Genomic DNA, 20,978 nt, shown 5'->3' on the forward strand with positions numbered 1-20,978 from the left:
CCGGGGTCGACGCGAAGGCGCCGGAAACTAGGGCTTCGCGGAGGATCGCGCGGCGGCGATCCGCGCGGCGAGCGGGGCCAACGAGGGGTGCTCCGGCGCCGCCGCGGCGAGTCGCTCGTACCAGACCTGGGCAGCGCCGAGGTCCCCCGCCGCGACCTCGACGACGACGCGATTGATCAGCGCCGCCGCAAAGGTCGGGTCGAGAGCGTAGGCCCGGTCGAGCGCCTGACGCCCGGCCGCGACGTCGCCGGTCGCCGCCGCGGCCGCGCCGAGGTTGGCCCAGGCCTCCGGAGATCCCGCGTCGCGTCCGACCGCTTCGGCGAAGAGCTGCCGCGCCTCGGCGAGCCGTCCCTGCCGCGCGGCGAGCGTTCCGAGCTCGAGTGGCGCCACGGCGTTCTCCGGAGCGGTGGCCAGCACGGCGCGCCACTCGCGCTCCGCCGAGACGAGGTCGCCGCGCAGCGCCGCGAGGCGACCGAGATTCAAGTGGACGAGTTCGCGGTTCGGCTCCGCCGGCGCCAGCCGCGAGACGCCCCAGGCGAGCAGGAGGAGGCCGGCGAGAACGATCGGCTGGCGCTCGCGTGAGACGGCCCGGGGCAGGTCCGCGAGGCCCACCCCCGCGACGAGGGTGAGCGGCACGAGCCCCGGGAGCCGGTAGCGCGAGAAGAGGAAGAAGGCGACGGTCGAGGCCATCCAGGCGAACGCGAAGAGCCAGGCAGGCGCCAGCGCGGCCAACTGCCGGCGGCGCCAGGCGACCCCGAGGCCGAGAACAGCCAGTCCGACGAGACCGGGAAACTCCAACGCCAGGACGGCCAGGAGGGGCGATCGTTCGCGCACCCAGGCGTAGTCGACGGCGTCGGGCCACTCGATCGCGCTCCAGTAGAGACCGAGCTTGCGCCACTGGAGCCGGGCGAAATCGGCCGGCCGCTCGCGCGCCCAGGCGAGCGCACGATCCCGCCAGTAGGCCGAAACCTCGGCGGCGCCGAGCGGCCGCCCGAGCGCCCGCTCGGCGATTCGCCAGGGCTCCCGCCGTTCGAGCTCCGGGATCTGGCGCCCCGAGGTCAGCGGCTGGTAGGTGCCGTCCGCCCCCGCGTGATTGCCGATGTAGAAGTTCACCCCGCCCTGCCAGGTGGTCGGCAACAGCCCTCCGCCGCGCGAGGCGTTGAAGAGCGCCACCGGCAGGAGCGGCAGGACCAGCCCACAGACGACGAGCACACCGTTCGTCAGGGAGCGCCGGACATCCTCACGGCGCCACGCCAGCAGGACGGCGAGCGGCGCCACGAGGAGCGCGTTCTCGCGCAGCAGCGCCAGAAATCCGAAGAGCACGCCGGCGAGTAGCCAGCTCGCGCCGCGGTGGTCGCGTCGCGCCACCGCCTCCGCCCAGAGGAGCGCCGCGACGAGATCGACGGCCAGCGACTCCTTGAGCAGTTGCACGTCATGAAAGACGAACGGCCCGTAGACGGCGGCGAGCGCCGCCGCGGCAAGCCCAGCGCTCGCTCCCGCCATCTCGCGACCGGCCCGGGCCAGACAGTAGATCCCGCCGAGCGCCGCGGCGATCTGCAACAGGTAGACGGCGTGCGGCGAGGCGACGAGCCGGTAGACGGTGGCGAGCAGATAGGGGTAGAGCGGCGGCTGGAAGAACGGGAAATCTCCCGGCCCGCTGCCGGCCGCGATGGCACGCGCCCACCGGTCGTACTCGGCGCTGTCGACGACGAGGGTGTCGACGAACGGCAGGCGCCGGACGGCGAGCCAGTGGCCGAGACGCAGCGCTGCCGCGGCCGCGAGGATCGCCGGCAGCACCCAGCGCGGCGGAGCCGCCGCCCCGCCGACCGGACCGTTCGCCAGCCGTTCGCTCAACTCGCCCTCAGGCGCCTCCTGCGGCGAAGAACGAGCGGATCGCGTCGACGACGCGATCGACCTCCTCGAAGGTCAACTCGCCGAAGATCGGCAGGCAGAGCACCTCGCGCGCCGCGCGCTCGGCCTCGGGCAGCGAGGTGTCGGCGGGAACGGTGGCGGCGAGCGCCGGCTGATGGTGGAGCGGCGAGGGGTAGTGCGTCGCGCAGCCGATCCCCGCCGCGGTGAGCGCCTGCTGCAGCGCGTCGCGCCGGGAGCTGCGCACCGCGACCTGATGAAAGACCGGCTCGTCGCCCTCGCGCTCGGCGGGCCAGACGAGGTCGCCGACTCCCGCGAGCCCGTCGCGGTAGCGCGCCGCGCAGGCGCGCCGATGCGCGTTGTCGCCGTCGAGCAGCGGCAGGCGGCAGTTGAGCACCGCGGCCTGGAAGCTGTCGAGGCGGCTGTTGGTCCCCACCAGGGTGTGGTGGTAGCGCGCCGTCTGGCCGTGATTGGCGAGCAGGAAGGCATGCTCGACGAGCTTGGCATCGCGTCCGCTGATGCCGCCGCCGTCCCCGAAGCAACCGAGGTTCTTCGTCGGGTAGAAGCTCCAGGCCGCGAGCTCGCCGAGCGAGCCGACGCGGGCACCCTGGTAGCGTGCGCCGTGCGCCTGGGCCGCGTCCTCGAGCACCCAGAGCCCGTGCCGGTCGGCCAGCGCCCGGATCGCCGCGAAATCGAACGGGCGGCCGTAGAGGTGCACGCCGAGGATCCCCACCGTCTTGTCGGTCACCCGCGCCGCCGCATCCCGCGGGTCGAGGTTGTACGTCGCCGGGTCGATGTCGCAGAGCACCGGAGTTCCGCCGAGCAGGGCGACCGCTTCCGCGGTGGCGAAGAAGGTGAAGCCGGGGACGAGGACCTCGTCTCCCGGCTCGAGACCGAGCGCACGCAGGGCAATGACGAGCGCGTCCGTCCCGTTGCCGACGCCGATCGCGCGCGGCGCCCCGAGATAGCGGGCGAAGGCCTCTTCGAACTCCTTGACCTCCGGACCGAGGACGAACGAGGTCCGGGCGAGAATTGCCTGCCAGCGGCCGTCGAGCTCGGTGGCGATGCGGCGATGGGCGCGGGTGAGATCGAGCATGGGAACCGGATTCACGGCGGTGGTCTCCTGGTCGGATCGGGCGCGGCGGCGGGCTCGGCCATCTCCCGCAACGGGTAGCGGCACCACCCGGTGCGATAGAGCACGAGCTCGTCGCCGGCCATCGTGATGTTGTTCGGAATCGCCAGTCGGACGACCGGCACGAAACGCACCGGGTCGGCCTCGAAGGCGGGAAGAAAACGTGGATAGGCCGCGACGAAGTCGACCCCGCGGCGCTCGAGATATCGCGCCAGGGCCTCCTGCGGATCGAGCTTTCCTTCGCGCCGCAGCTCGTCGCGCAGCTCCGGCGTGATCAGCGCTCCGAGGTCGACGAGCCGGTTCGGCAGCACGAAGCCCATCGCGCCAACGTCCGCCACCGCGATCAGCGCTTCGGGGGCCAGGCGGGGAGCGAGCCAGCGAGCGAGGCGAAGGTCGCTCGATTCGACGTTCGTCACTCCCTGGACATAGCGTCCCGCACCTCGCGCCGTGGCGGCGAGCGCGGGGCCGAGCACGAGCGCGAACGCCAGCCCCCATCCGGCGACCTTCGCCAGACGCGACGCCGGCCCTCGCCGCAGGGCGTCGAGTGGCGTCGCGAAAGCCATGCAGCCGACGATGACGAGCGGCGGGAAGAGCGGGAAGAGGTAGCGGCCGAAGTTCCCCAGCACCGTGCCACCGCGCGCCCCGAAGAGGGAGAGCGCACAAGGCAAGGCGAACAGCCAGAGTGCCGGGAGGAGCGAGAGGCGGCGACCGGTCAGACGACGGGCGAGGAGTGCGCAGCCACCTCCGGCAGCGAGGAGCAGGAAGAGCGGATGGCTGCGGAAGAACAGGCCCAACGCGAGGTAGAGCGTGTGCAGGTCGGGGAGGAGCCGCGCCACGCCGTCGGCCTTGGCGGCGAAGGTCGTCGGCAAGGGCGAGCCCGAGACGGTCAGGTTGAACACCGCCACCGGTGCCAGGACGCCGACCGCCACCGCGATGTCCGCGGCAAGCGCCCGCCTGCGCTCGACGGCGGGCGACGCACTGCTGACGACGCGTTCGCCGAACGCCAGCAGGAGGAGTAGCAGCCCTTCTGGCCGTGCCAGCGCGGCGAGCGCCAGCACCAAGAGGCTCAGACGGCCCTGCCGGCGTTCGGCGATCTCTTCGGCATGCAGCCGCATCCCGGCGACCGAAAGCAGCACGAAAAGCGGGATCTCCATCGCGGAAAGCGCCGCCCACGCCAGCCAGTCGGTGCTCGCGACGGCGAGAGCCGACAAGAAGGCGAGGAGCGGAGGGAGGTTCAGCGCGCGGGCGAGTCGGCCGCTTTCGACCACACCAAGGACGGCGAGCGCGACCCCGAGGAACTTGACGGCCAGCACCCGATCGAACGGCAGGGCGCCCAGAAGGGAAAGGAGCGCCGTCCACAGCGGGGCGGTCGACGCGGGCACGATCTCCCCGGCAGGGAAGGCGAGCCCGGCCCCTGCGGCGAGGCTGCGGGCGAAGACCAGATGGATCCAGCTGTCGTCGAGTGGCAGGCCGGACGACGCCCCGGTCGTCGCTCGCTCGAAGAGAAGATAGGCCAGCGCGGCGACGAGGGCCACGGTCGCCGGCAGCAGGTCGGCGGTCGCGAGGCGAAGCCGCCGCAGGGATGAGGGGGCCGTCGGCACTGGGAGGTGATCCGTCACGGCGGTTCCGGCCCGAGCGGGCCCTCCGGAGCATACATGAGGGCTCCGGGGCGCCGAGGCGAACGGCGCGGCGACCTTGATAGGCTCGCCACGGCCGATGGCGAGACGCCCACTCACCCCGCTCGGGGCCCGACGTCGCCATGCCGCCCGTCTCGCCCTGTATCTCTCGCTCGCGACCAGCGCACTCGTCGGCGTCGGCCTCGGACGAGTCGCCTCCGAAGTCGTGCGACGGGCTCCCGAAGTCGACGACGACTCGGCCGAGTGGCTCGGCATCGACTTTGCCGCGCTTCCGGAAGTCAGCCTGTTGCAGCGCTACGTCGCGATCAACACCAGCTATCCCGATGGCGACGAGCTCGCCGGGGCCCGCTTTCTCGAGACCGAGCTCGCCCGACGCGGGATCCACGGCCAGGTCGAGTACCTCGGGCGGGGGCGGGCCAACTTCTGGGCGATCCTCGAGGGGAGCGAGCCGGGGGCGGTGGTGCTGCACCACCACATCGACGTGGAGGAGGCGCACGAATCGGCCGACTGGGCCTATGCTCCCTTCTCCGGCACGATCGACGGGCCCTGGATGTACGGACGAGGGGTCTACGACATGAAGAGCCTGGCGATCGCCCAGATGGTCGCGCTCTTCGACCTGCAGGCCGACACCCCGCGACCCCGCAAGAGCGTCATCTATCTGGCAACCGGCGGCGAGGAGACGGGAAGCGACCTCGGCATGCGGTGGCTCGTCCGGCAGCACCCGGAGTTGGTGCGCCGGTTCGACCTCATGCTGACCGAGGGAGGAGCGGTCGACGCCACGACGCCGACCCAGATCAAGTACTGGGGCATCGAGTTCGGCCAGAAGCACTTCGTCGACCTGCACTTCTGCTCGTCGAGCCGCGAACGCCTGGAGGACCTGCGCAGCGACCTCCTCGCCTACGGCAAGCCGGACTGGCCGCTCCACCTGTCCCCCGAGGCGCGCGAGTTCGCGCTGCGCTACGGGGCCAGCCGCGACCTGGGTCTCTACCGCCAGCTCCTCCTCCGTCCCGACGAGCTCCTCCTCGAGGCGGACCGGTTCGCCCAATTGACCCCGATCCTCAAAGCGCTGTTCCGCAACGAGATTCACGCCTCGGTCGTGACCGCCGCGCCGGGCGGCGGCTGGGAGCTCCTCGCCAAGCTCCACCTCTTCCCCGGCCAACCGGTCGCGGAGGGGCTGGCGGCCGCCTTGCCGTCCGGGATCGCCTCGGGCGTCTCGATGACCATGCGCGATCCTGGCGGCGCGCACGCCGTCACCTCGCTCTCCCACCCGGCCTACCAGGTTCTCGAGGACGCCGTCCGCACCGCCTATCCACACGCGGTCGTCGGCCCGCTGTTCTCGAGTTGGACGGCCTCGGATGCCCGCTTCGTCCGCGACCTCGGCCGACCGGCTTTCGGGTTCTCGCCGTTCTTGATCGTCTCCTCCGACACCTACTATGTCGGGGGACCGAACGAACGGATCAGCCTCGCCGGCTATGTGAAGGGCGTGAGGCTCTACTCGAAGGTCCTGCGCCGCCTCGCCAACTGACACCCAACGTCACTCCCGAGTGGCACTCCTTGGCTGTTCCGCCGCTGTTGCGCCGCTTCGACCCTCGATTCGGGGGCATTCCGCTGGCACGGCGCGTGCTTTTCTTTCCCCTCGAATCCCGGAATCACCCGGGAAACCGATCCCACCAAGGGAAGAGGAGACCAGATGCTGCAGAGACTTCGCAATCGGCAGCGGGGCTTCACCCTGATCGAGCTCCTGATCGTGGTCGCGATCATCGGCATCATCGCCGCGATCCTGATCCCGAACTTGATCGACGCCCTGCAGAAGGCCAAGCAGAAGCGCACCATGTCGGACATCCGCAACACCGGCACCGCCTGGATGTCCTGGCTGACCGACCAGGTCGGCTCGACCGCCGCGGGCTCGAGCAACACCTTCTCGCTCACCCCGTTCGGCACCGCCAAGTCGTACGCCAACATGGTCTCGACGCTCCGTCCGACGACCACGTTCTTCTACATGCAGGAGATCCCGCAGAAGGACGGATGGAAGACCGACATCCAGTACTTCTCGAACTCCAACCTCCTCGCCAGCCGCGTGCTGGCCATCCGGAGCGCCGGCAAGGACCAGTCGTTCGGCGGCACCGACTACACGGTCGGCCCGTTCGTCGCCACCGACTACAACCAGGACATGGTCTGGTCGGACGGCTACTTCGTTCGTTGGCCGGGCGGCTCGGGAGCCGGTTCGTAAGCGAACCGACCTCCGTCTCGGAAGAGCGCCGCGGCAACTCGCCGCGGCGCTTTTTCTTTTGATGCGGTAGTTTCGACTTCGTGCGCCGCGCCGCTTTCGCTTCGCTCGCCCTGGTCCTGCTGACCGCCGTCGCGGCACGTGGAGGCGCTCCTCCCCCGCCGACGAGCCCGGCCGCGCTGCTCGCGGCCTACCTTCGGATCGACACCGCGACGGGCGCTCCCGGCGAGGCCCGGGCTGCCGAGTGGCTCGCCGGAGAGCTGCAGCGTGCCGGCCTCCCCGCCACCCGCCACCTCGGCCCCGACGGCCGCACCAGTCTCTCCTGTCGACTCGCTGCGAACGCCGCGCGCACCGGCGGCACCGTGGTCCTGCTCCACCACCTCGATGTCGTGCCGGCCGGAGAGGGCTGGAGCGTGCCGGCATTCGGCGGAGTCACCCGCGACGGCGCGATCTGGGGACGTGGAGCCGTCGATGCCAAAGGGCTCGGCATCGCCCACCTCGCCGCGTTCCTCGATGCGGCGCAGAGCGACCTGCCGCGCCACCGCGACCTCGTCCTTCTCGCCACGGCCGGCGAAGAGTCCGGCGGCTCGGCCGGGGTCGGATGGCTGATGAGCGCCCACCCGGAGCTCTTCGCCGACGTCGCCGTGGTCCTCAACGAGGGGGGAATGAACCGGACCGCCAACGACCGGCCGCTCTGGTTCGGCATCGAGACGTCTCAGAAGCGGCCCTTCTGGCTCGAGCTCGTCGCCCGCGGGCGGGGCGGCCATGCCTCCAGCCTGGCGCCAGAGAGTGCCACGCATCAACTCGTCCGAGCGCTCGCACGCTTCGTCGATCGCCCGCGCCACTGGCGCCTCGAGGAGCCGGCCGCCACCGCGCTCGCCGCTCAGGCCAAGGTCGACCCGAGCCTCGCCGCGGCGCTCGCCCGGCTCCCCGCCACACTCTCCACCGGCACACCCGAGAGCAGCCTGCCTCCGGGACTGCTCGGCGCACTGGACGACACGCTGCAGGTGACGATGCTCACCGGCGCTCCGTCGATCAACGTCATCGCCCCCGAAGCGCGCGCGACGGTGGACGGGCGCCTGTTGCCCGCCACCGACGACATCGCGCTGCTCGCCGAGCTGCGCGCTCTGGCCGGCCGCGACGTCGAGATCCGGGTGCTCCTCGCCGCGCCACGCAGTCAGCCGTCGCCGACCGAGAGCCCGGAGTTTCGGATCCTCCAGGCGACCCTGTCCGGGGAAGCGCGCGTTTTGCCTGCGTTCATCCCGGGAGTCACCGACTCGCGCTACTTCCGCGAACGGGGAATCGCCGCCTACGGCTTTTCGCCCTTCGCCCTGGACGGATCGGTGCTCGCCGCGATCCACGGACCGAACGAGCGAATGCCCGAGCACGAGCTCAGCCGCGGCATCGAACGGATGCGCCGGGTCGTCCGGGCGCTCCTGGCGGAAACAACCCGTGGACCTGCGGCCGCGAGCCCGGCAGGTGGGAGCACTCGGTGAGCCTTCTCCACGAATTGCCGGCCGCGGCCGTGGTCGGCTACGTCGCCGCGGTCGGCCTGATCGTCGGCAGCTACCTCAACGTCGTCATCCATCGGCTGCCGCTCGGGCTGTCCACGGTCCGACCGCGCTCGCGCTGTCCGCACTGCGGGGCCGCCATCCGGGCGACCGACAACCTCCCGGTGCTGAGCTGGCTTCTCCTGCGGGGCCGCTGTCGCGACTGTCGGGCGCCGATCTCCTGGCGCTATCCCGCCGTCGAGGCGACCGCCTCCACGCTCTTCGTGGCGAGCTTCGCGCGCTTCGGCCTGCACCTCGAGACGTTGTCGGCGATCGCGCTGAGCTGTCTCCTGTTGACCCTCGCGGCCATCGACATCGACCACCTCTACCTTCCCGATCGTCTGACGCTCGGCGGCATCGCCGCCGGTGTCGCCCTGCAGGTTGCCAGCAACAGCGGGTCGCTCGCCCGCGCCTTGCAGGGCGCGCTCGTCGGCGGCGGGGTCCTGCTCGTCGTCGCCGGTGCTTGGCTGCTCGCCACCGGCCGCGAGGGGATGGGCCTCGGCGACGCCAAGATGCTGGCGATGATCGGCGCCTTCCTCGGCTGGCCCGGCGTCGCCGTCACGCTCGTCGTCGCCTCGGCTACCGGCGCAGCAGCAGGAGTCGCCCTGCTCGCCGGCCGCCGCATCGACCTCCAGGCCCGCCTGCCATTCGGCCTCTTCCTCGCGCTCGGTGGGCTCGCCGCACTGTTCCTCGGTCCCGGCCTCGTGGCCCGCTACGAGGCGCTGCTTTGAATCGGGACGGCGGCCACGAGAAGCGTCGCCGCGGACGGCGCATCGTCAACGTCGGTCTGCGCGCCGAAGTTCTCATCCTCATCCCGGTCTCCATGCTGTTGCTCGCCCTGCTCGCCGTCTTCTCGCTCTTCGGCTTCCGCGATGCGATCGAGCGCACCGGCGAAGAACGGCGGGACGAGGCACTGCAACTTGCCCGTCGCGTCGCCGAGATGAGCAGCACGGACTCGCCCGAGCCGCTTGCCACGCTCCGCGAACTGGCGCCGGGCCTCCGTTCGCTCGCCATCTACGGGAGCGACCTGCGCCGCCGGTCGGATCTCGTAGAGAGCGCCGCCGCTCCCGAGTCGATTCCGCAAGGCTGGGCCGAGGCGACGGCGTTCGGCCCGTCCGCCGAGCTGCCCTCCACGGTCGTCGCCATCGCTCCGGCCAGGGAAGGCGCCGATCGGCGCTGGGTGCGGGTCGAGCTCGGCGCCTCGACCGTCGGCGCCGCCCGGCGAACGCTCGTCGTGCTGACGCCCTTGCTGCTCGGCGTCACCGCCGCCTTGACGATCCTCGTCACGCTGTTCGTCCGCCCGCTGCTGGCGCCTTACGACGCCTTGCTCCACACCGCCCGCCAAGCCGGCCTCCTCTCCTCCGCCGAATCGGACGAGATCGCGGCGCTGATCGCCGGGTTCGAAGGTGCCGTCAGCTCGCATCACCGACCGGCGAGCGCGCTCGCCGCGGCCGAGCAATCGCTCACCGAAGAGTTGCAGGCTGGCCTGATGCTCGCCGGGCCACAGGGTGAAGTCCTCGCCCTGAACGCGACCGGCTCCCGGATTCTCGGCGTGCGACATCCCCAGATCGGCCAGCCGGTCGAGGAGGTGCTCGCCGAGCTGCCGCAGCTCGCCGCTCTCGTTCGCCAGGCGGTCGGCAACGGCGAGCCGATCGACCGCGCCGAAGTCGCGATCGGCGGAGTCACCGACCGGCAGACTCTCGGCGTGGCGATCCACGCCCTTCGCCGCGGCGAAGGCAGCCCGCGCGGCTACCTCGTGCTGTTCAGCGATCTGACCCGTTTCGAGCGACTCGCCGCCGAACAGCGGCTCAACGAAGGGCTCGCCCAGCTCGGGGACGCTCGCTGCCGGCGTCGCCCACGAGCTGCGCAACAGTCTCGGCGTGCTTCGCGGATATGTCGAGCTCTCGGCCGACGAGACGGATCCGCGAGCGCTGCTCTCCTACCGCCAGGAGATCGAGGCGGAGACGACCCGGCTTCAGCAGGTCGTCGACGACTTCCTCGCCTTCGCGCGACCCGGCGCGATCCGTCTCGACCCGATGGACCTTGCCGAGGTGCTGGCGCGGGTGGCGCGCGATGTCGCGCCCGGTGCGCAGCCCGCGGCACTGTTCATCACCCCACCTCCACGGATGCACGGCGACGCCGTGCTGCTCGAGCGCGCCTTCCGCAACCTCCTGCGCAACGCCGGGTCGGCCAACAGCGAGAGCGGCTCCCGCGAGGTCGTCCGGGTGTCGCTCGGCCCGACGAGCGGAGGCTGGGAGGTCCGGATCGAGGACCGTGGACCCGGCGTTCCCGAGGCGATCCGTTCCCGACTCTTCCAGCCGTTCGTGTCGAGTCGACCGGGAGGCACCGGGCTGGGACTCGCACTCGCTCGGCGTGTGGTCGCCATGCACCGTGGCAGCCTCCGGCTCGACGATCGTGAAGGGGGTGGAACCTGCGCCGTGGTGGAGTTCCCGCGAGACGCTTTTGTTACGCATGGTAACGCGCGGCCGACAGAATGACAGCGCCACCCAACCCAACTCCAAGGGCGAATCTCTCCAATCAAAGGGGTTCCGCTCCGCGGCCGACCGGCCGGAGCGACGGCATCCGAATTGCCTTCAAGAGGATCACCATGACGAAGAATGGGCGACGCGCCCGCAGCGCGGGCTTCTCTCTGATCGAGGCCATGGTCGTCATCGCCTTGATCGGCATCCTGGCGACGCTCGGCCTGCCGGCATTCCTCGGGATGATCAACCGCAGCCAGCTTCTCGGCACGACCCGCGAGCTCGCCGCCCTGATGCGCTCCGCCAGGATCGAGGCGGTCCGTCGCGGCGTACCGACCGTGGTGATCCGGACCGCCGACGGCTTCACCGCCTTCGTGAACGACGCCCGCGACGGCCAGGGGCGGTTCAGCAACCTGACATTCGACCCCCCCACGGAACGGGAGATCGGCCGCCTGAGCCTGCCGCGTCGCGTCCACGTGGCCGCCCCAGCCCTCGACAGCACGGTGAACACCTTCAGCGGAACCGCGCCGACGCCGCCGTTCGCGCCGAACCTGCCGATCGTCGGAGCCGTCTTCATGCCGGACGGCTCGGCGCTCGCCGAAGGCGCATTCCGGGTCGCCGACGGCACGGAGAGGAACTTCTTCGAGATCCGTCTGGCCCCGCGGTTCACCGGCCACGTCGTCGTCCGCAAGTTCGACTCGACGCCCCCATCCGCCACAGCCACAATCTACTGGTACGAAGCCGGATTCTCGTCCGGGGCCGCCACGGGCTCGGGACCCAACACCTGGGAGTGGGACTGATGCGTACCCGCCGCAAGCACCGTCGATCGTCCGGATTCTCGCTCCTCGAGGTCCTCATCGCCGCGGCGCTCCTTCTGCTGATCGCCGTCGGCGTCCTGCCGCTGTTCACCCGCTCGATCGAGAACAACCTCCTGGGCAATGACGCACTCCGCGAGTCGAACGCCGCGACGGACGGCGCCGAGGACCTGAGCGCGAGTCGCTTCAATGCGGAGCCGGTCACGTTCGCCACCGCGGCGACCTCCGACACCGGAGCCTGGACGTACCAGCTCCTCGAGGGAAGCGACTGGGTCGACACCATTCCCGCCGGCGAGACGGCACAGATCAGCCGCCGCACCGTCCTGCGCCAGTACCAGATCCAGATCGACGGCGCGGTGAACCTGGTGCCCGGCAACGCCGATCCGGGGCGGATCCACATCAAGGAGATCGAGATGCAAGTCGGCAATGCCCGGCGCGGGCGTCCGATCGACCGGGTCGCCTACACACTCAACCTGCGCAAGGCGTTCTGAGGCCGACATGTCCCTTCGATCCACTTTCGCGCGCCGCCGGACGCGAGCCCGGGGATTCAGCCTGATCGAGCTGCTGGTCGTCATGGTCATCCTCGGCGAGATCTTCCTCGCCGTGGGCATCCTGCTCGACGTCAACGAGCGGACGACCCGCATCCAGACCCAGGTCGCCGACCTGCAGCAGGCCCTCCGGGTCGGCCAGGGCGACATCGAGCGCTTCGTCCGCATTGCCGGCCGGGGCGGCCTGCCGCACGGCATCGACCTCAATCCGCCGCTCGGGTCGCTCGAGCTGAACGCCTTCGCGGTGCATGTCCGGGACAATGTCGGGGTCGGCGCCGCGCCCGCGTCGCGCGACGCGGCGATCGGCTTCGCCGGGACGCCCCTCGCCGCGACCGGCACGGACATCCTCACCGTGCGCGGCTGCTTCGAGAGCCCGCTCTTCCAGATTCGCGCCGGGGACTTCACACCCGATCTCAACGGTGACGGCAACCGCTCCGACGGTCGCGTCTTCGTCCGCAATCCCGGTCCTTCGGATCTCTGCCAGGACCTGACGATGCTCACCCAGGCGGTGGGACGAGCCCTGCTCGTCGTCAGCCCGCTCTACGAGCCGATCGTCGACCGGACCGCACCGGCGGACCGCAGCTTCGCGGTCGCGCGGATTACCGCGGTCAATCCGGCGACCGGATTCACCAACGCCTGCGCCACGGCGACTCCGGAGCAGATCACCGTGAGCCTCGACTTCAACCCGCTGACCGACCCCTATCTCCGGCCGTTCAACGCCAACGTCTATCCGACGCGACTGACCAACGCCGCCTGGGTGTGCCTGCTCGAGGAGAACCGCTACTACGTCCGCGAGGAGTACGCGATCCCGGGCGTCGCCACCTCGGAGCTCCGTCCGCGGCTCACCCGCGCCGCGCTCGACCCGGGTCGCGAGCGCCCTCTCGGTGCCAACGCCGCCGAGCAGGCCGCCAACCTTCGCCTGGACGTGGCCGACGACATCGTCAATCTGCAAGTTGCGCTCGCCTTCGACTCCGACAACCAGGGCGCCTTCGAGGACGACATCAATTTCAGCGGCAACGACGACCAGATCGTCGAGGGCACCGACACGGCGAGCCGCAACACCGACGACTGGCTGTTCAACTCCACCGGCGACGTCGTCACCTCGAACGCCTGGCGCTTCCACACCGGACCGCCGGTGCGAACCCCCGTCCGCCTGGAGTACGTCCGCGTCTCGCTGCTCGGCCGCGCCGCGCGGCCCGACCCCAAGTTCCGCGCCCGCAATCTGGTGCGCATCGAGGACGCCGACTTCACCTCGGCTCCGCTCAACGCCGCGAATTCCGAAAACGCCCGGATGTTCCGCCGGCGCTTGCTGCAGACCGTGATCGACCCGAGGAACCTCTGATGACCCGAGCCAGCAATCCGCAGCCTCGCCTCCCACGGCCGCTCGCCCGGCGCGCTCAACGCGGCAGCGCCTACCTGATCGTGCTCTTTCTTCTCGTCCTGATCACGGTCTTCGGCCTCTCGCTCTCCGTCATCACCCAGACCGAGTCGCAGATCGGCGCTTCCGAGCGCATCGCCGACCGGAATTTCTTCACCGCCGACTCCGGCATCGCCTACTCGGTGGCCCGCAAGCAGGTGACGAATCTCGAGATCAGTCGTGTCTTCGACAACGTCGACACCCATTCGTCGGCCTCGGGCGTCAACGTCGCCGACCGGATCTCGATCTCGCCGCTCGCCACGCTCTCCGAGGCGCCGTGCAATCTCTGCTCGATCAACGACCGCCAGGGTGACGAGTTCAAGCAGATCGAGTACGTGCTCAACGCCACCGCTGAGCGCCGGGGGCGCCAGGGCACGGACGCCTCGACGGACACCACACTCGCCCTCAAGCAGATCAGCGTGATCGTCGCCCGCCAGCCGGCGACCTCGTCGATCGGCGCGCTGATGGAGATCAGCAGCAGCGACACGATCCGCAAGGGCATCCGGTATTGATGGCCCGCGACAAGGAGAACCCATGAACCCGCGCCGCCCCACCGCGACCTCGACCTCCCTGCTCCGCGCGGCCCTGCTCCTGGCCTTGGCCTCTGCCAGCGCCGGCCGCGCCGACGACCGCGGCCTGATCTCGGCCTCGACCATCAAGCCGTACGTCTTCGTCCTCCTCGACACCTCGGGTTCGATGAACTGGACGCCGTCCTGCACCCAGGCCGAGTACGACACGATCAATCCCGAAACCGGCCTGCGTACCTGCGACTACGTCTGCCCGGCCGGCGACTGCGCCCCGCCGCGTTACGCCGACGATCCCGCGTCGAAATTCCGCCAGGCCAAGGAGTCGCTCTACGAAGTGATGCAGTCGATCGACGACGAGAAGGCCGATTTCGGCTTCGGCTCGTTCGACCAGGACAACCTCGACATCCGATGGAAGCACTGGCTCTACAAGGTGCAGAATCCCGACCCGACCTCCGCGCGAGGCCCGATCGCCGTCGGCTCGGGTGCCGCAGCATTTGTCTGGCCGCCGCCTGCCGACCCGTCGAAGCGCCTCTTCGGCGACACCTTCGGACGAACCTTCTTTGAGGGGGGGCTGAACCCTACGAGCAGCTTCGGCGGCACGAAGAACTCGAACTGCGACACCGGGAACGCCGGCGACAATGAGGTGGGCTGTTACGCCCGCAACCCCGCCGACATCCTCATCACCAGCCCGACCGCCGCAGTCGCGGACCCCTACTGGGAGCTCCAGCGCGTGCTGCGCTTCCCGAAGCTGGGCGCAACCAACACCCAGACGGTGTTCTTCTACGTTCGCGCCAACAAGAGCGACAGCGACGTCTACTGGATTCAGTACGCTCCCGCTGCCAGCCAGACGATCGGCAACCCGACGGTCGACGTCGTGGTGAGCATCGCGAAGTGCACCAACATCTCCAACAATTGCGACGACGCCCTTGAACGTGGCGAAGTGACGACCAAGACGGTTCGCTTCGAACGGGTTGGCGACTTCATCATGTGGACGTACGGTCTCTACCGGAACTGGAACGACGTCAACAGCACCTCCTCCGACTACTTCCCGGCCAGCACGAACTACAACCAGTCGAGCTCGGCCGACAACACTTGCGACGGGCTCGAGCTGAACACCGATCGGGACTCCGATCGCGACACCAATTGCAGCCTGACGACTCCGGCGACCGGATCCCAGTACTACCCTTGCAACATCAAGCACCCGACGATCCAGGACCCGGCCGGGCGCGACACGACGACGACGAAGTACTTCGACATCGGCGACCGGATCCCGGCCGACTGGGACGAGACCCGTAGCCTCACGCTCAAGCAGGAGATCCTGCGACGCCTGGCGCCGAGCCTTTCGCTCGGCGAGGCCGATCCGACGCTCAACAACGGCTTCGGCCAGGCCCGCTACCTCACCGACCTGCCGGTTTCGCCCGAGAACCTCTTGCGGGTGAAGAACCCGAACATCGCCGGCCGCCCGCTCGATGCCTCCTTCGGTGCGCGCCCGTTGATCGCCAACGGCTCGACGCCCCTGGGCGGAATCCTCCGCGGCTTCAGCCAGTGGTACTGCGGCGCCGACCTGCAGAGCGCCAACTGCTCGACCACCGAGGGGTGGTCGATCAAGGCCTCCCAGGGCGACGACTTCTGGGGCTGCCGCTCGAAGTTCATCATCATGCTGACCGACGGCGACGACACCTGTTCGGGCTCCGGCAACCCTTGCACGATGGCGGCGAGACTCCAGTCGATCGCCGGCATCCGCACCTACGTCATCGGCTTCGGCGTCCCTTCGGCCACCGGCAACTCGCTGAGCTGCATCGCGCGGAACGGCGGCACCACCGACCCCTACAACCCACGCAACAAGCAGGAGCTGATCCGCGCGCTGCAGGACATCTTCAACGAGATCCTCGAGCGCACGTCGACTTTCGCCTCGGCCGCGGTGCCGACGGTGCAGGCGACCGTCGCCGACAAGGTCTTCGTCTCGAACTTCACGCCGGTCAAGGAGGCGCCGATCTGGGCCGGCAGCCTCTACGCCTTCCTCAAGCCGCTCCCGCTCGGCCCGACGGGCTCGCCGGAGATCACCGTGCACTGCTCGGCGTCGATCCGCAGCAAGTGCTTCCTGTTCGACGCCGGCGACGTCCAGGTCGCCCCGACCTACTCCCCGGCCGGGCTACTCCTGCAGACTCCGGACGCCACCGAGGTCGCGGGGGGGAACCTCCGCATCGGCAGTGCCGCCGACCAGCGACGGGTCTTCTACCGCTACGGACCGGTCAACACCTTCACCCTCGATGCGTCGGCGAGCCGCCGCTGGTTCCGTTATCCCGACGCCGCCGACGAGCTCGACTTCTGGACCGGAATGGGGATCGACCCGGTCAAGTTCCCGACCGCGGTCGCCAAGCGCGCCGAGGCCAACACCGCGGTGCGCTACGCACTGGTGGAGAAGACCGGCGACGTGACCGATCCGTCGACGCACGTGACGCACACGCTGACCTATGTCCTCGGCGACATCTTCCACTCCGACCCGGTGGTCGTCGACAGCCCGCGCGACAGCCGCCTCTATCGCGAGGACCCCTACTCGACGACCAACGCCCCGAGCCTCTGCTCCGTGGCGCCGGCGGTCGACCCCGCCCGCACGGTTTCGCCGAGCTATCGCTCCTTCGTGACCCGGCACGCCTGCCGCCGGAAGATGCTGCTCGTCGGCGCCAACGACGGCGAGTTCCACGCCTTCGACGTCGGCACCTGGCAGCCGACCCTCTGCGACTTCAACAGCGAATCGGTGGGGTTCAGCGACGGCACCGGGCGCGAGATCTTCGCTTTCATCCCGCGCGCCGCCCTCCCCGATGTCTACGACTTCAAGCCCGATACCTCGGTCACCCCCGCGGTGAACAAGGAACAACGCTGGACAGTCGACGGGCGCACGCGCGTCGCCGACGTCTTCATCGACCCGCGCCATACCGGGACGCCGACCTGCCTCGAGCGGGAGTGGCGCACCGTCGCCGTCGGTTCGATGCGCGAGGGCGGCCGCTCGTACTTCGCCCTGGACCTGACGCAACCCGACACCTACACGGTGAACGGCAGCTCCTACAAGCCGGACAACGGGGTCGACAACTACGTCCCGACCTGCCTCGACGGTGGGGCAGCCTGCGGGAACATGCCGTTCCCCGCGGTGCTCTGGGAGTTTGCCGACACCTGGAACGAGGACAATGCCGGACCCGCCACGACCCACGGCGCCGACCTCGGCAACACCTGGTCGCCGGCGACGATCGGACGAATTCGCGTCTGCACCAGCGGTTGCGGCACGGCCGCGGCGCGCTCGGAGGATCGCTGGGTGATGGTCGTCGGCGGCGGGCTCGGAGAGGACCCGACCGAGGTGGCCGGGAACTGGATCTACATGATCGACATCGAGACCGGCGTCACGCTCTACAAGCGGCAGTTGCAGGGCGCTGCGCCGGCTCCCGCCGCTGCCGTCGACACGAACCAGGACGGCTACCTCGACACGGTCTATCTCGGCACCACCGCCGGTCTGCTCTACAAGGTCGACCTCGGTCTGCCGTCGAACCCCCTCCCGCTCACCAGCCAGACCGTGCGGGACTACTCGACCCCGAATGCCGCGGCCGGGACGGCCTACACCGACCGAACCGTCACGCGGATCGCCACGACGAGGGCCAAGCCCTTCGTCATCTTCTCGACCGGCGGCCGGCCCATCTACATGGAAACCACCGTCATCTACGTGGCGAAGCTCGGCCAGTACGCCCTGGCGTTCGGCACCGGCAATCGCTGGGACCTGTGGGACGACTCCGGCCAGGTGGCCCAGTTCTTCACCATCCTCGACACCGGATTCGTCGACATCGCCGAAAGCTCCGGAGCCGGCAACGGCGTGGCCGATCCCTGCGCTTCCGGGTCCTGCGCGACGACGGGCTATCGAACCGCGGCCGACTACCTGGCGATCGACCCGGACGCCGCCTACGCCGCAAATACGCCGGAGTACCTGCTGCAAGCGCCCTCCGGCTACCAGGCCGGCTGGTACCTCACGCTGCGCGCCAACGAGAAGGTGATCACCGATCCGTTCGCCTTCGCCGGCGTGCTCTCGTTCACCTCCTACGACCCGGAGACGCAACCGACGGACACCGGGACCTGCATCCGGACCGGGACGAGCCGCGTCTTCGTCGTCAAAACCACCAACGCCGATCCCTACGTCTTCCCGAATCCGGCCAACGCCAGCGTGCGGCGCCGGTACTGGGAGATCGGCGACTTCACCACCCAGCCCTTCGTCGAACAGAGCGCCACGAAGAACCCGGCCACCGGCAGCGACTTCCGGCAGACCTCCGACCAGCTCTGCACGGCGGCGGCGATGGTGACGATGCGCGAGGAGCTCAAGAAGCTCTATCCGGGAGACTGCAAGTTCAATAACATGACACTCGACGTCAAGACCATTCGTTCGGACACCGGAATGGCCTGCATCGCACCGGTGCCGGAGTGCGTCGCGGAACGCCACTGGAAGGAGTACTGACATGGCGAAGTCAAGGACGGGCCTCATCCTCGCGCTTGCCGCCGTACTCGGCTCCCCGGCGGGGGCCGACTGGCTGGTGACCCGCGACGGATCGCGCGTCGAGACGAAGGGGTCGTGGACGGTCAAGGGAGCTCAGGTCCTCTTCCGGCAGACGAACGGCACCCTGTCGGCGCTCAAGCTCGCCGACGTTGACCTCGATGCCTCGGCCGTGGCGACCGCCAAGGCCAAGGAGGCGGCCGCGAAGCCCAACCCGACGCCGACGCCCCCTCGCGAGCCGGTCCTCCGACTGACCGAAAAGGACTTCCCTTCGGTCGAGCCGCAGGAGGAAAAGGCGGAGAAGGAGAGCCCCGCCGGGGATGCCAAACCGAACGAGGAGCCCCTGGCCGTGACGACCTGGGACAGCGTCACCTTGCCCCAGGGAGCCGGCGTCGAGATCTTCGGCACCGTCACCAACCGCGGAAAGGCTCTGGTCACGGCAGGGACCGTCGCCGTGTCGCTCTACGACGCCGACGGCGGCATCCTGGTCACCGAGTCGGCTCAGCTCAGCACGCCGGCGCTTCCCCCGGGAGGCGCCGCCACCTTCCGGGTCCAGTTCCCCGGGTTGCTCTCGTTCGCCGAAGCGAAGTTCGCGGTGGCTTCCCAAGGCTACCGGACGATGACGACCGCGCCACGCGAGGGTCAGACCCAGCCGCCGGCGAGCGACGGGAGCGCGCCGCCGCCGGGCGACAGCCGTCAGTAGCGCGCTCCCTGCATTCTCGTGTCGAGAGCCGGGCTCACCCCCCGGCTCAGCCGGGGAACCTCAGCTCGCTTCTGCTGCGACGGCGCACCTGGCCGCCCCGACAGGTCTCCTCGCGGTTCGCCGGCTGCGGCGTATCGTCCGGAGACGCCTCGCCGTCGACCCGCTGCGGGGGCCCGTCAGAACAGCCATCTGCACCGTCTCGCGACGAACCGAGCGGAGGTCTCCCGGCTCAATCTCGATACTGCGGGAACCCCCCGAGGTCGAGCTCGCGAATCCGGCGCTGCAGGGTGCGGAGGCTCCAGCCGAGCCGCCCGGCGGCGAGATGTCGATCGCCGTCGGTTTCCCGCAGCACGCGCCGCAGCCGCTCGACCTCCGTCTCGCTCTTGCCGCCGAGAAGGTCCGCGACCCCCCGCTCGCCGACCCGCTCGCCGGGGTGGAGAATCACCAGCCGCTCGAGCAGATTGGCCAGCTCGCGCACATTGCCTGGCCAGGCCTGCGCGGCGAGCACGGCCAGGGCATCCGGCGCGAGCTCGGGCTCGGGAAGGCGGTGCCGCTCGGCGGAGAGGTGCAGCAGATGGCGGGTGAGCGCCGGCAGGTCGCTCGCCCGCTCGCGCAGCGGCGGCAGCTCGACCGGGAAGACCTCGAGCCGGAAGTAGAGGTCGGCGCGCAGCTCACCGCGATCGACCATCTCGCGCAGCTTCCGGTTGGTGGCCGCCACCAGCCGCACGTCGGCGCGCAAGGTCGCACCGCCGCCGACCCGCTCGAAGGTGCGCTCCTCGAGGACCCGCAGCACTTTGCCCTGCATGGCGAGCGGCAGCTCGCCGATCTCGTCGAGCAGCAGCGTGCCCCCGGCGGCGAGCTCGAAGCGGCCGGGCTGGCGGCGCACCGCGCCGGTGAAGGCACCGCGTTCGTGACCGAAGAGCTCGTTCTCGAGGAGTGTCTCGGGGATCGCCGCGCAGTTGATCGCCACGAACGGCCCCGCCGACCGCGGCGACAGGGCGTGGAGCGCGCGCGCGAAGAGCTCCTTGCCGGTGCCGCTCTCGCCGGTGAGCAGGACGGTGCTCTCCGTCGGGGCGACCCGCTCCAGGAGGCGGAGGGCGGCGCGCAGACGCGGATGAGAGCCGACGATGCGCGGCGCACCGCCGGGCGGGTCGTAGCCGTCGCTTTCGCCGCGACCGGCGAGCAGGGTGTCGATGCGGCGATAGAGCTCGTCGAGCGCCACGGGCTTCTCGAGGAAATCGACGGCGCCGAGCTTCATCGCTTCGACCGCCGTCGACACGCTGCCGAAGGCGGTGATGACGACGACCGGCATTGCCGGGAAGGCGGCACGCGCTTCCTGCAGCACCTCGAGCCCCGAGCCATCGGGCAGCCGCAGGTCGGTGAGGACGAGGTCGAACGGCGCGCTCACGGCACCTTCCAGCGCCGATCGCGCGGCAGCGCAGTCGGCGGCCGAGACGACGACATGACCGGCGCGACCGAGCGCGCGCTCGAGCAAGCGCCGCAGCGGGTCGTGGTCCTCGACCACCAGCAGACGCGCCGCCATCG

Annotated in this window: 14 protein-coding genes and 2 pseudogenes; 12 read left to right on the forward strand and 4 right to left on the reverse strand. The window is 70.1% G+C overall.

Annotated features, from left to right (window positions below; all coding sequences use genetic code 11):
* Positions 1-27: 27 nt before the first annotated feature.
* Genes IPJ17_01245 through IPJ17_01255 form a run of 3 tightly spaced genes read right to left on the reverse strand, consistent with a single transcriptional unit; the run spans position 28 to position 4,602 of the window.
* The gene (locus tag IPJ17_01245) at positions 28-1,854 is read right to left on the reverse strand and encodes a glycosyltransferase family 39 protein (GenBank protein QQR74253.1); all 1,827 of its coding nucleotides are present in this window, start codon (positions 1,852-1,854) and stop codon (positions 28-30) included.
* Positions 1,855-1,861: 7 nt separating this feature from the next.
* Positions 1,862-2,965, reverse strand: a complete 1,104-nt coding sequence (locus IPJ17_01250) for a DegT/DnrJ/EryC1/StrS family aminotransferase (GenBank protein QQR76057.1) — start codon at positions 2,963-2,965, stop codon at positions 1,862-1,864.
* An 11-nt stretch (positions 2,966-2,976) separates the two neighbouring features.
* Entirely contained in the window at positions 2,977-4,602 is a 1,626-nt protein-coding gene (locus IPJ17_01255; GenBank protein ID QQR74254.1) for a hypothetical protein, read from the reverse strand.
* Between the two features lie 115 nt (positions 4,603-4,717).
* On the opposite strand from IPJ17_01255, the gene IPJ17_01260 reads away from it, so the two are divergent.
* The 12 genes and pseudogenes from IPJ17_01260 (at position 4,718) to IPJ17_01315 (ending at position 19,433) form a co-directional block, all read left to right on the forward strand.
* Positions 4,718-6,163 (forward strand): M20/M25/M40 family metallo-hydrolase, encoded by a 1,446-nt coding sequence (locus IPJ17_01260; protein QQR74255.1) that lies wholly within the window; start codon positions 4,718-4,720, stop codon positions 6,161-6,163.
* A gap of 165 nt (positions 6,164-6,328) precedes the next feature.
* Positions 6,329-6,427 (forward strand): annotated as a pseudogene (locus tag IPJ17_01265) (prepilin-type N-terminal cleavage/methylation domain-containing protein).
* A 521-nt stretch (positions 6,428-6,948) separates the two neighbouring features.
* A complete protein-coding gene (locus IPJ17_01270) occupies positions 6,949-8,361 on the forward strand; it encodes a M20/M25/M40 family metallo-hydrolase (GenBank protein ID QQR74256.1) in 1,413 nt (470 codons plus the stop codon).
* 14 nt (positions 8,362-8,375) lie between these two features.
* Complete coding sequence (locus IPJ17_01275; protein QQR76058.1) at positions 8,376-9,146, forward strand: prepilin peptidase; 771 nt, start codon at positions 8,376-8,378, stop codon at positions 9,144-9,146.
* A 92-nt stretch (positions 9,147-9,238) separates the two neighbouring features.
* A pseudogene (locus IPJ17_01280) lies at positions 9,239-10,204 on the forward strand (PAS domain-containing protein).
* A 91-nt stretch (positions 10,205-10,295) separates the two neighbouring features.
* On the forward strand, positions 10,296-10,913 hold the full coding sequence (locus IPJ17_01285; protein QQR74257.1) for a HAMP domain-containing histidine kinase: 618 nt from the start codon (positions 10,296-10,298) through the stop codon (positions 10,911-10,913).
* Between the two features lie 110 nt (positions 10,914-11,023).
* Positions 11,024-11,695: a GspH/FimT family pseudopilin gene (locus IPJ17_01290; protein QQR74258.1), complete on the forward strand. Its 672-nt coding sequence runs from the start codon at positions 11,024-11,026 to the stop codon at positions 11,693-11,695.
* Positions 11,695-12,201, forward strand: coding sequence for a prepilin-type N-terminal cleavage/methylation domain-containing protein (locus IPJ17_01295; GenBank protein QQR74259.1), 507 nt, complete (start codon positions 11,695-11,697; stop codon positions 12,199-12,201). The genes IPJ17_01290 and IPJ17_01295 overlap by 1 nt, the downstream gene beginning before the upstream one ends.
* A gap of 7 nt (positions 12,202-12,208) precedes the next feature.
* Positions 12,209-13,600: a prepilin-type N-terminal cleavage/methylation domain-containing protein gene (locus IPJ17_01300; protein QQR74260.1), complete on the forward strand. Its 1,392-nt coding sequence runs from the start codon at positions 12,209-12,211 to the stop codon at positions 13,598-13,600.
* The gene (locus IPJ17_01305) at positions 13,600-14,187 is read left to right on the forward strand and encodes a hypothetical protein (GenBank protein ID QQR74261.1); all 588 of its coding nucleotides are present in this window, start codon (positions 13,600-13,602) and stop codon (positions 14,185-14,187) included. Before IPJ17_01300 ends, IPJ17_01305 begins: the two co-directional genes overlap by 1 nt.
* Before the next feature lie 22 nt (positions 14,188-14,209).
* On the forward strand, positions 14,210-18,694 hold the full coding sequence (locus IPJ17_01310; protein ID QQR74262.1) for a hypothetical protein: 4,485 nt from the start codon (positions 14,210-14,212) through the stop codon (positions 18,692-18,694).
* A gap of 1 nt (position 18,695) precedes the next feature.
* Positions 18,696-19,433 carry a hypothetical protein gene (locus IPJ17_01315; GenBank protein QQR74263.1) on the forward strand — a complete coding sequence of 246 codons (738 nt, stop codon included), beginning with the start codon at positions 18,696-18,698 and terminating at the stop codon, positions 19,431-19,433.
* A 229-nt stretch (positions 19,434-19,662) separates the two neighbouring features.
* Here the strand turns inward: IPJ17_01315 and IPJ17_01320 are convergent, their stop codons facing one another.
* Positions 19,663-20,976, reverse strand: coding sequence for a sigma-54-dependent Fis family transcriptional regulator (locus IPJ17_01320; GenBank protein QQR74264.1), 1,314 nt, complete (start codon positions 20,974-20,976; stop codon positions 19,663-19,665).
* Positions 20,977-20,978: the final 2 nt, after the last annotated feature.

It is taken from the genome of Holophagales bacterium (assembly GCA_016699405.1).
Taxonomy (GTDB): Bacteria; Acidobacteriota; Thermoanaerobaculia; order Multivoradales; family JAGPDF01; genus JAAYLR01.

Bases quoted from the DNA above. Each gene is read 5' to 3' on its own strand.
- IPJ17_01250 (QQR76057.1), bottom strand. From the start codon at position 2,965: ATGCTCGATCTCACCCGCGCCCATCGCCGCATCGCCACCGAGCTCGAC.
- IPJ17_01300 (QQR74260.1), top strand. From the start codon at position 12,209: ATGTCCCTTCGATCCACTTTCGCGCGCCGCCGGACGCGAGCCCGGGGA.
- IPJ17_01315 (QQR74263.1), top strand. From the start codon at position 18,696: ATGGCGAAGTCAAGGACGGGCCTCATCCTCGCGCTTGCCGCCGTACTC.
- IPJ17_01260 (QQR74255.1), top strand. From the start codon at position 4,718: ATGGCGAGACGCCCACTCACCCCGCTCGGGGCCCGACGTCGCCATGCC.
- IPJ17_01290 (QQR74258.1), top strand. From the start codon at position 11,024: ATGACGAAGAATGGGCGACGCGCCCGCAGCGCGGGCTTCTCTCTGATC.
- IPJ17_01305 (QQR74261.1), top strand. From the start codon at position 13,600: ATGACCCGAGCCAGCAATCCGCAGCCTCGCCTCCCACGGCCGCTCGCC.
- IPJ17_01295 (QQR74259.1), top strand. From the start codon at position 11,695: ATGCGTACCCGCCGCAAGCACCGTCGATCGTCCGGATTCTCGCTCCTC.
- IPJ17_01310 (QQR74262.1), top strand. From the start codon at position 14,210: ATGAACCCGCGCCGCCCCACCGCGACCTCGACCTCCCTGCTCCGCGCG.
- IPJ17_01320 (QQR74264.1), bottom strand. From the start codon at position 20,976: ATGGCGGCGCGTCTGCTGGTGGTCGAGGACCACGACCCGCTGCGGCGC.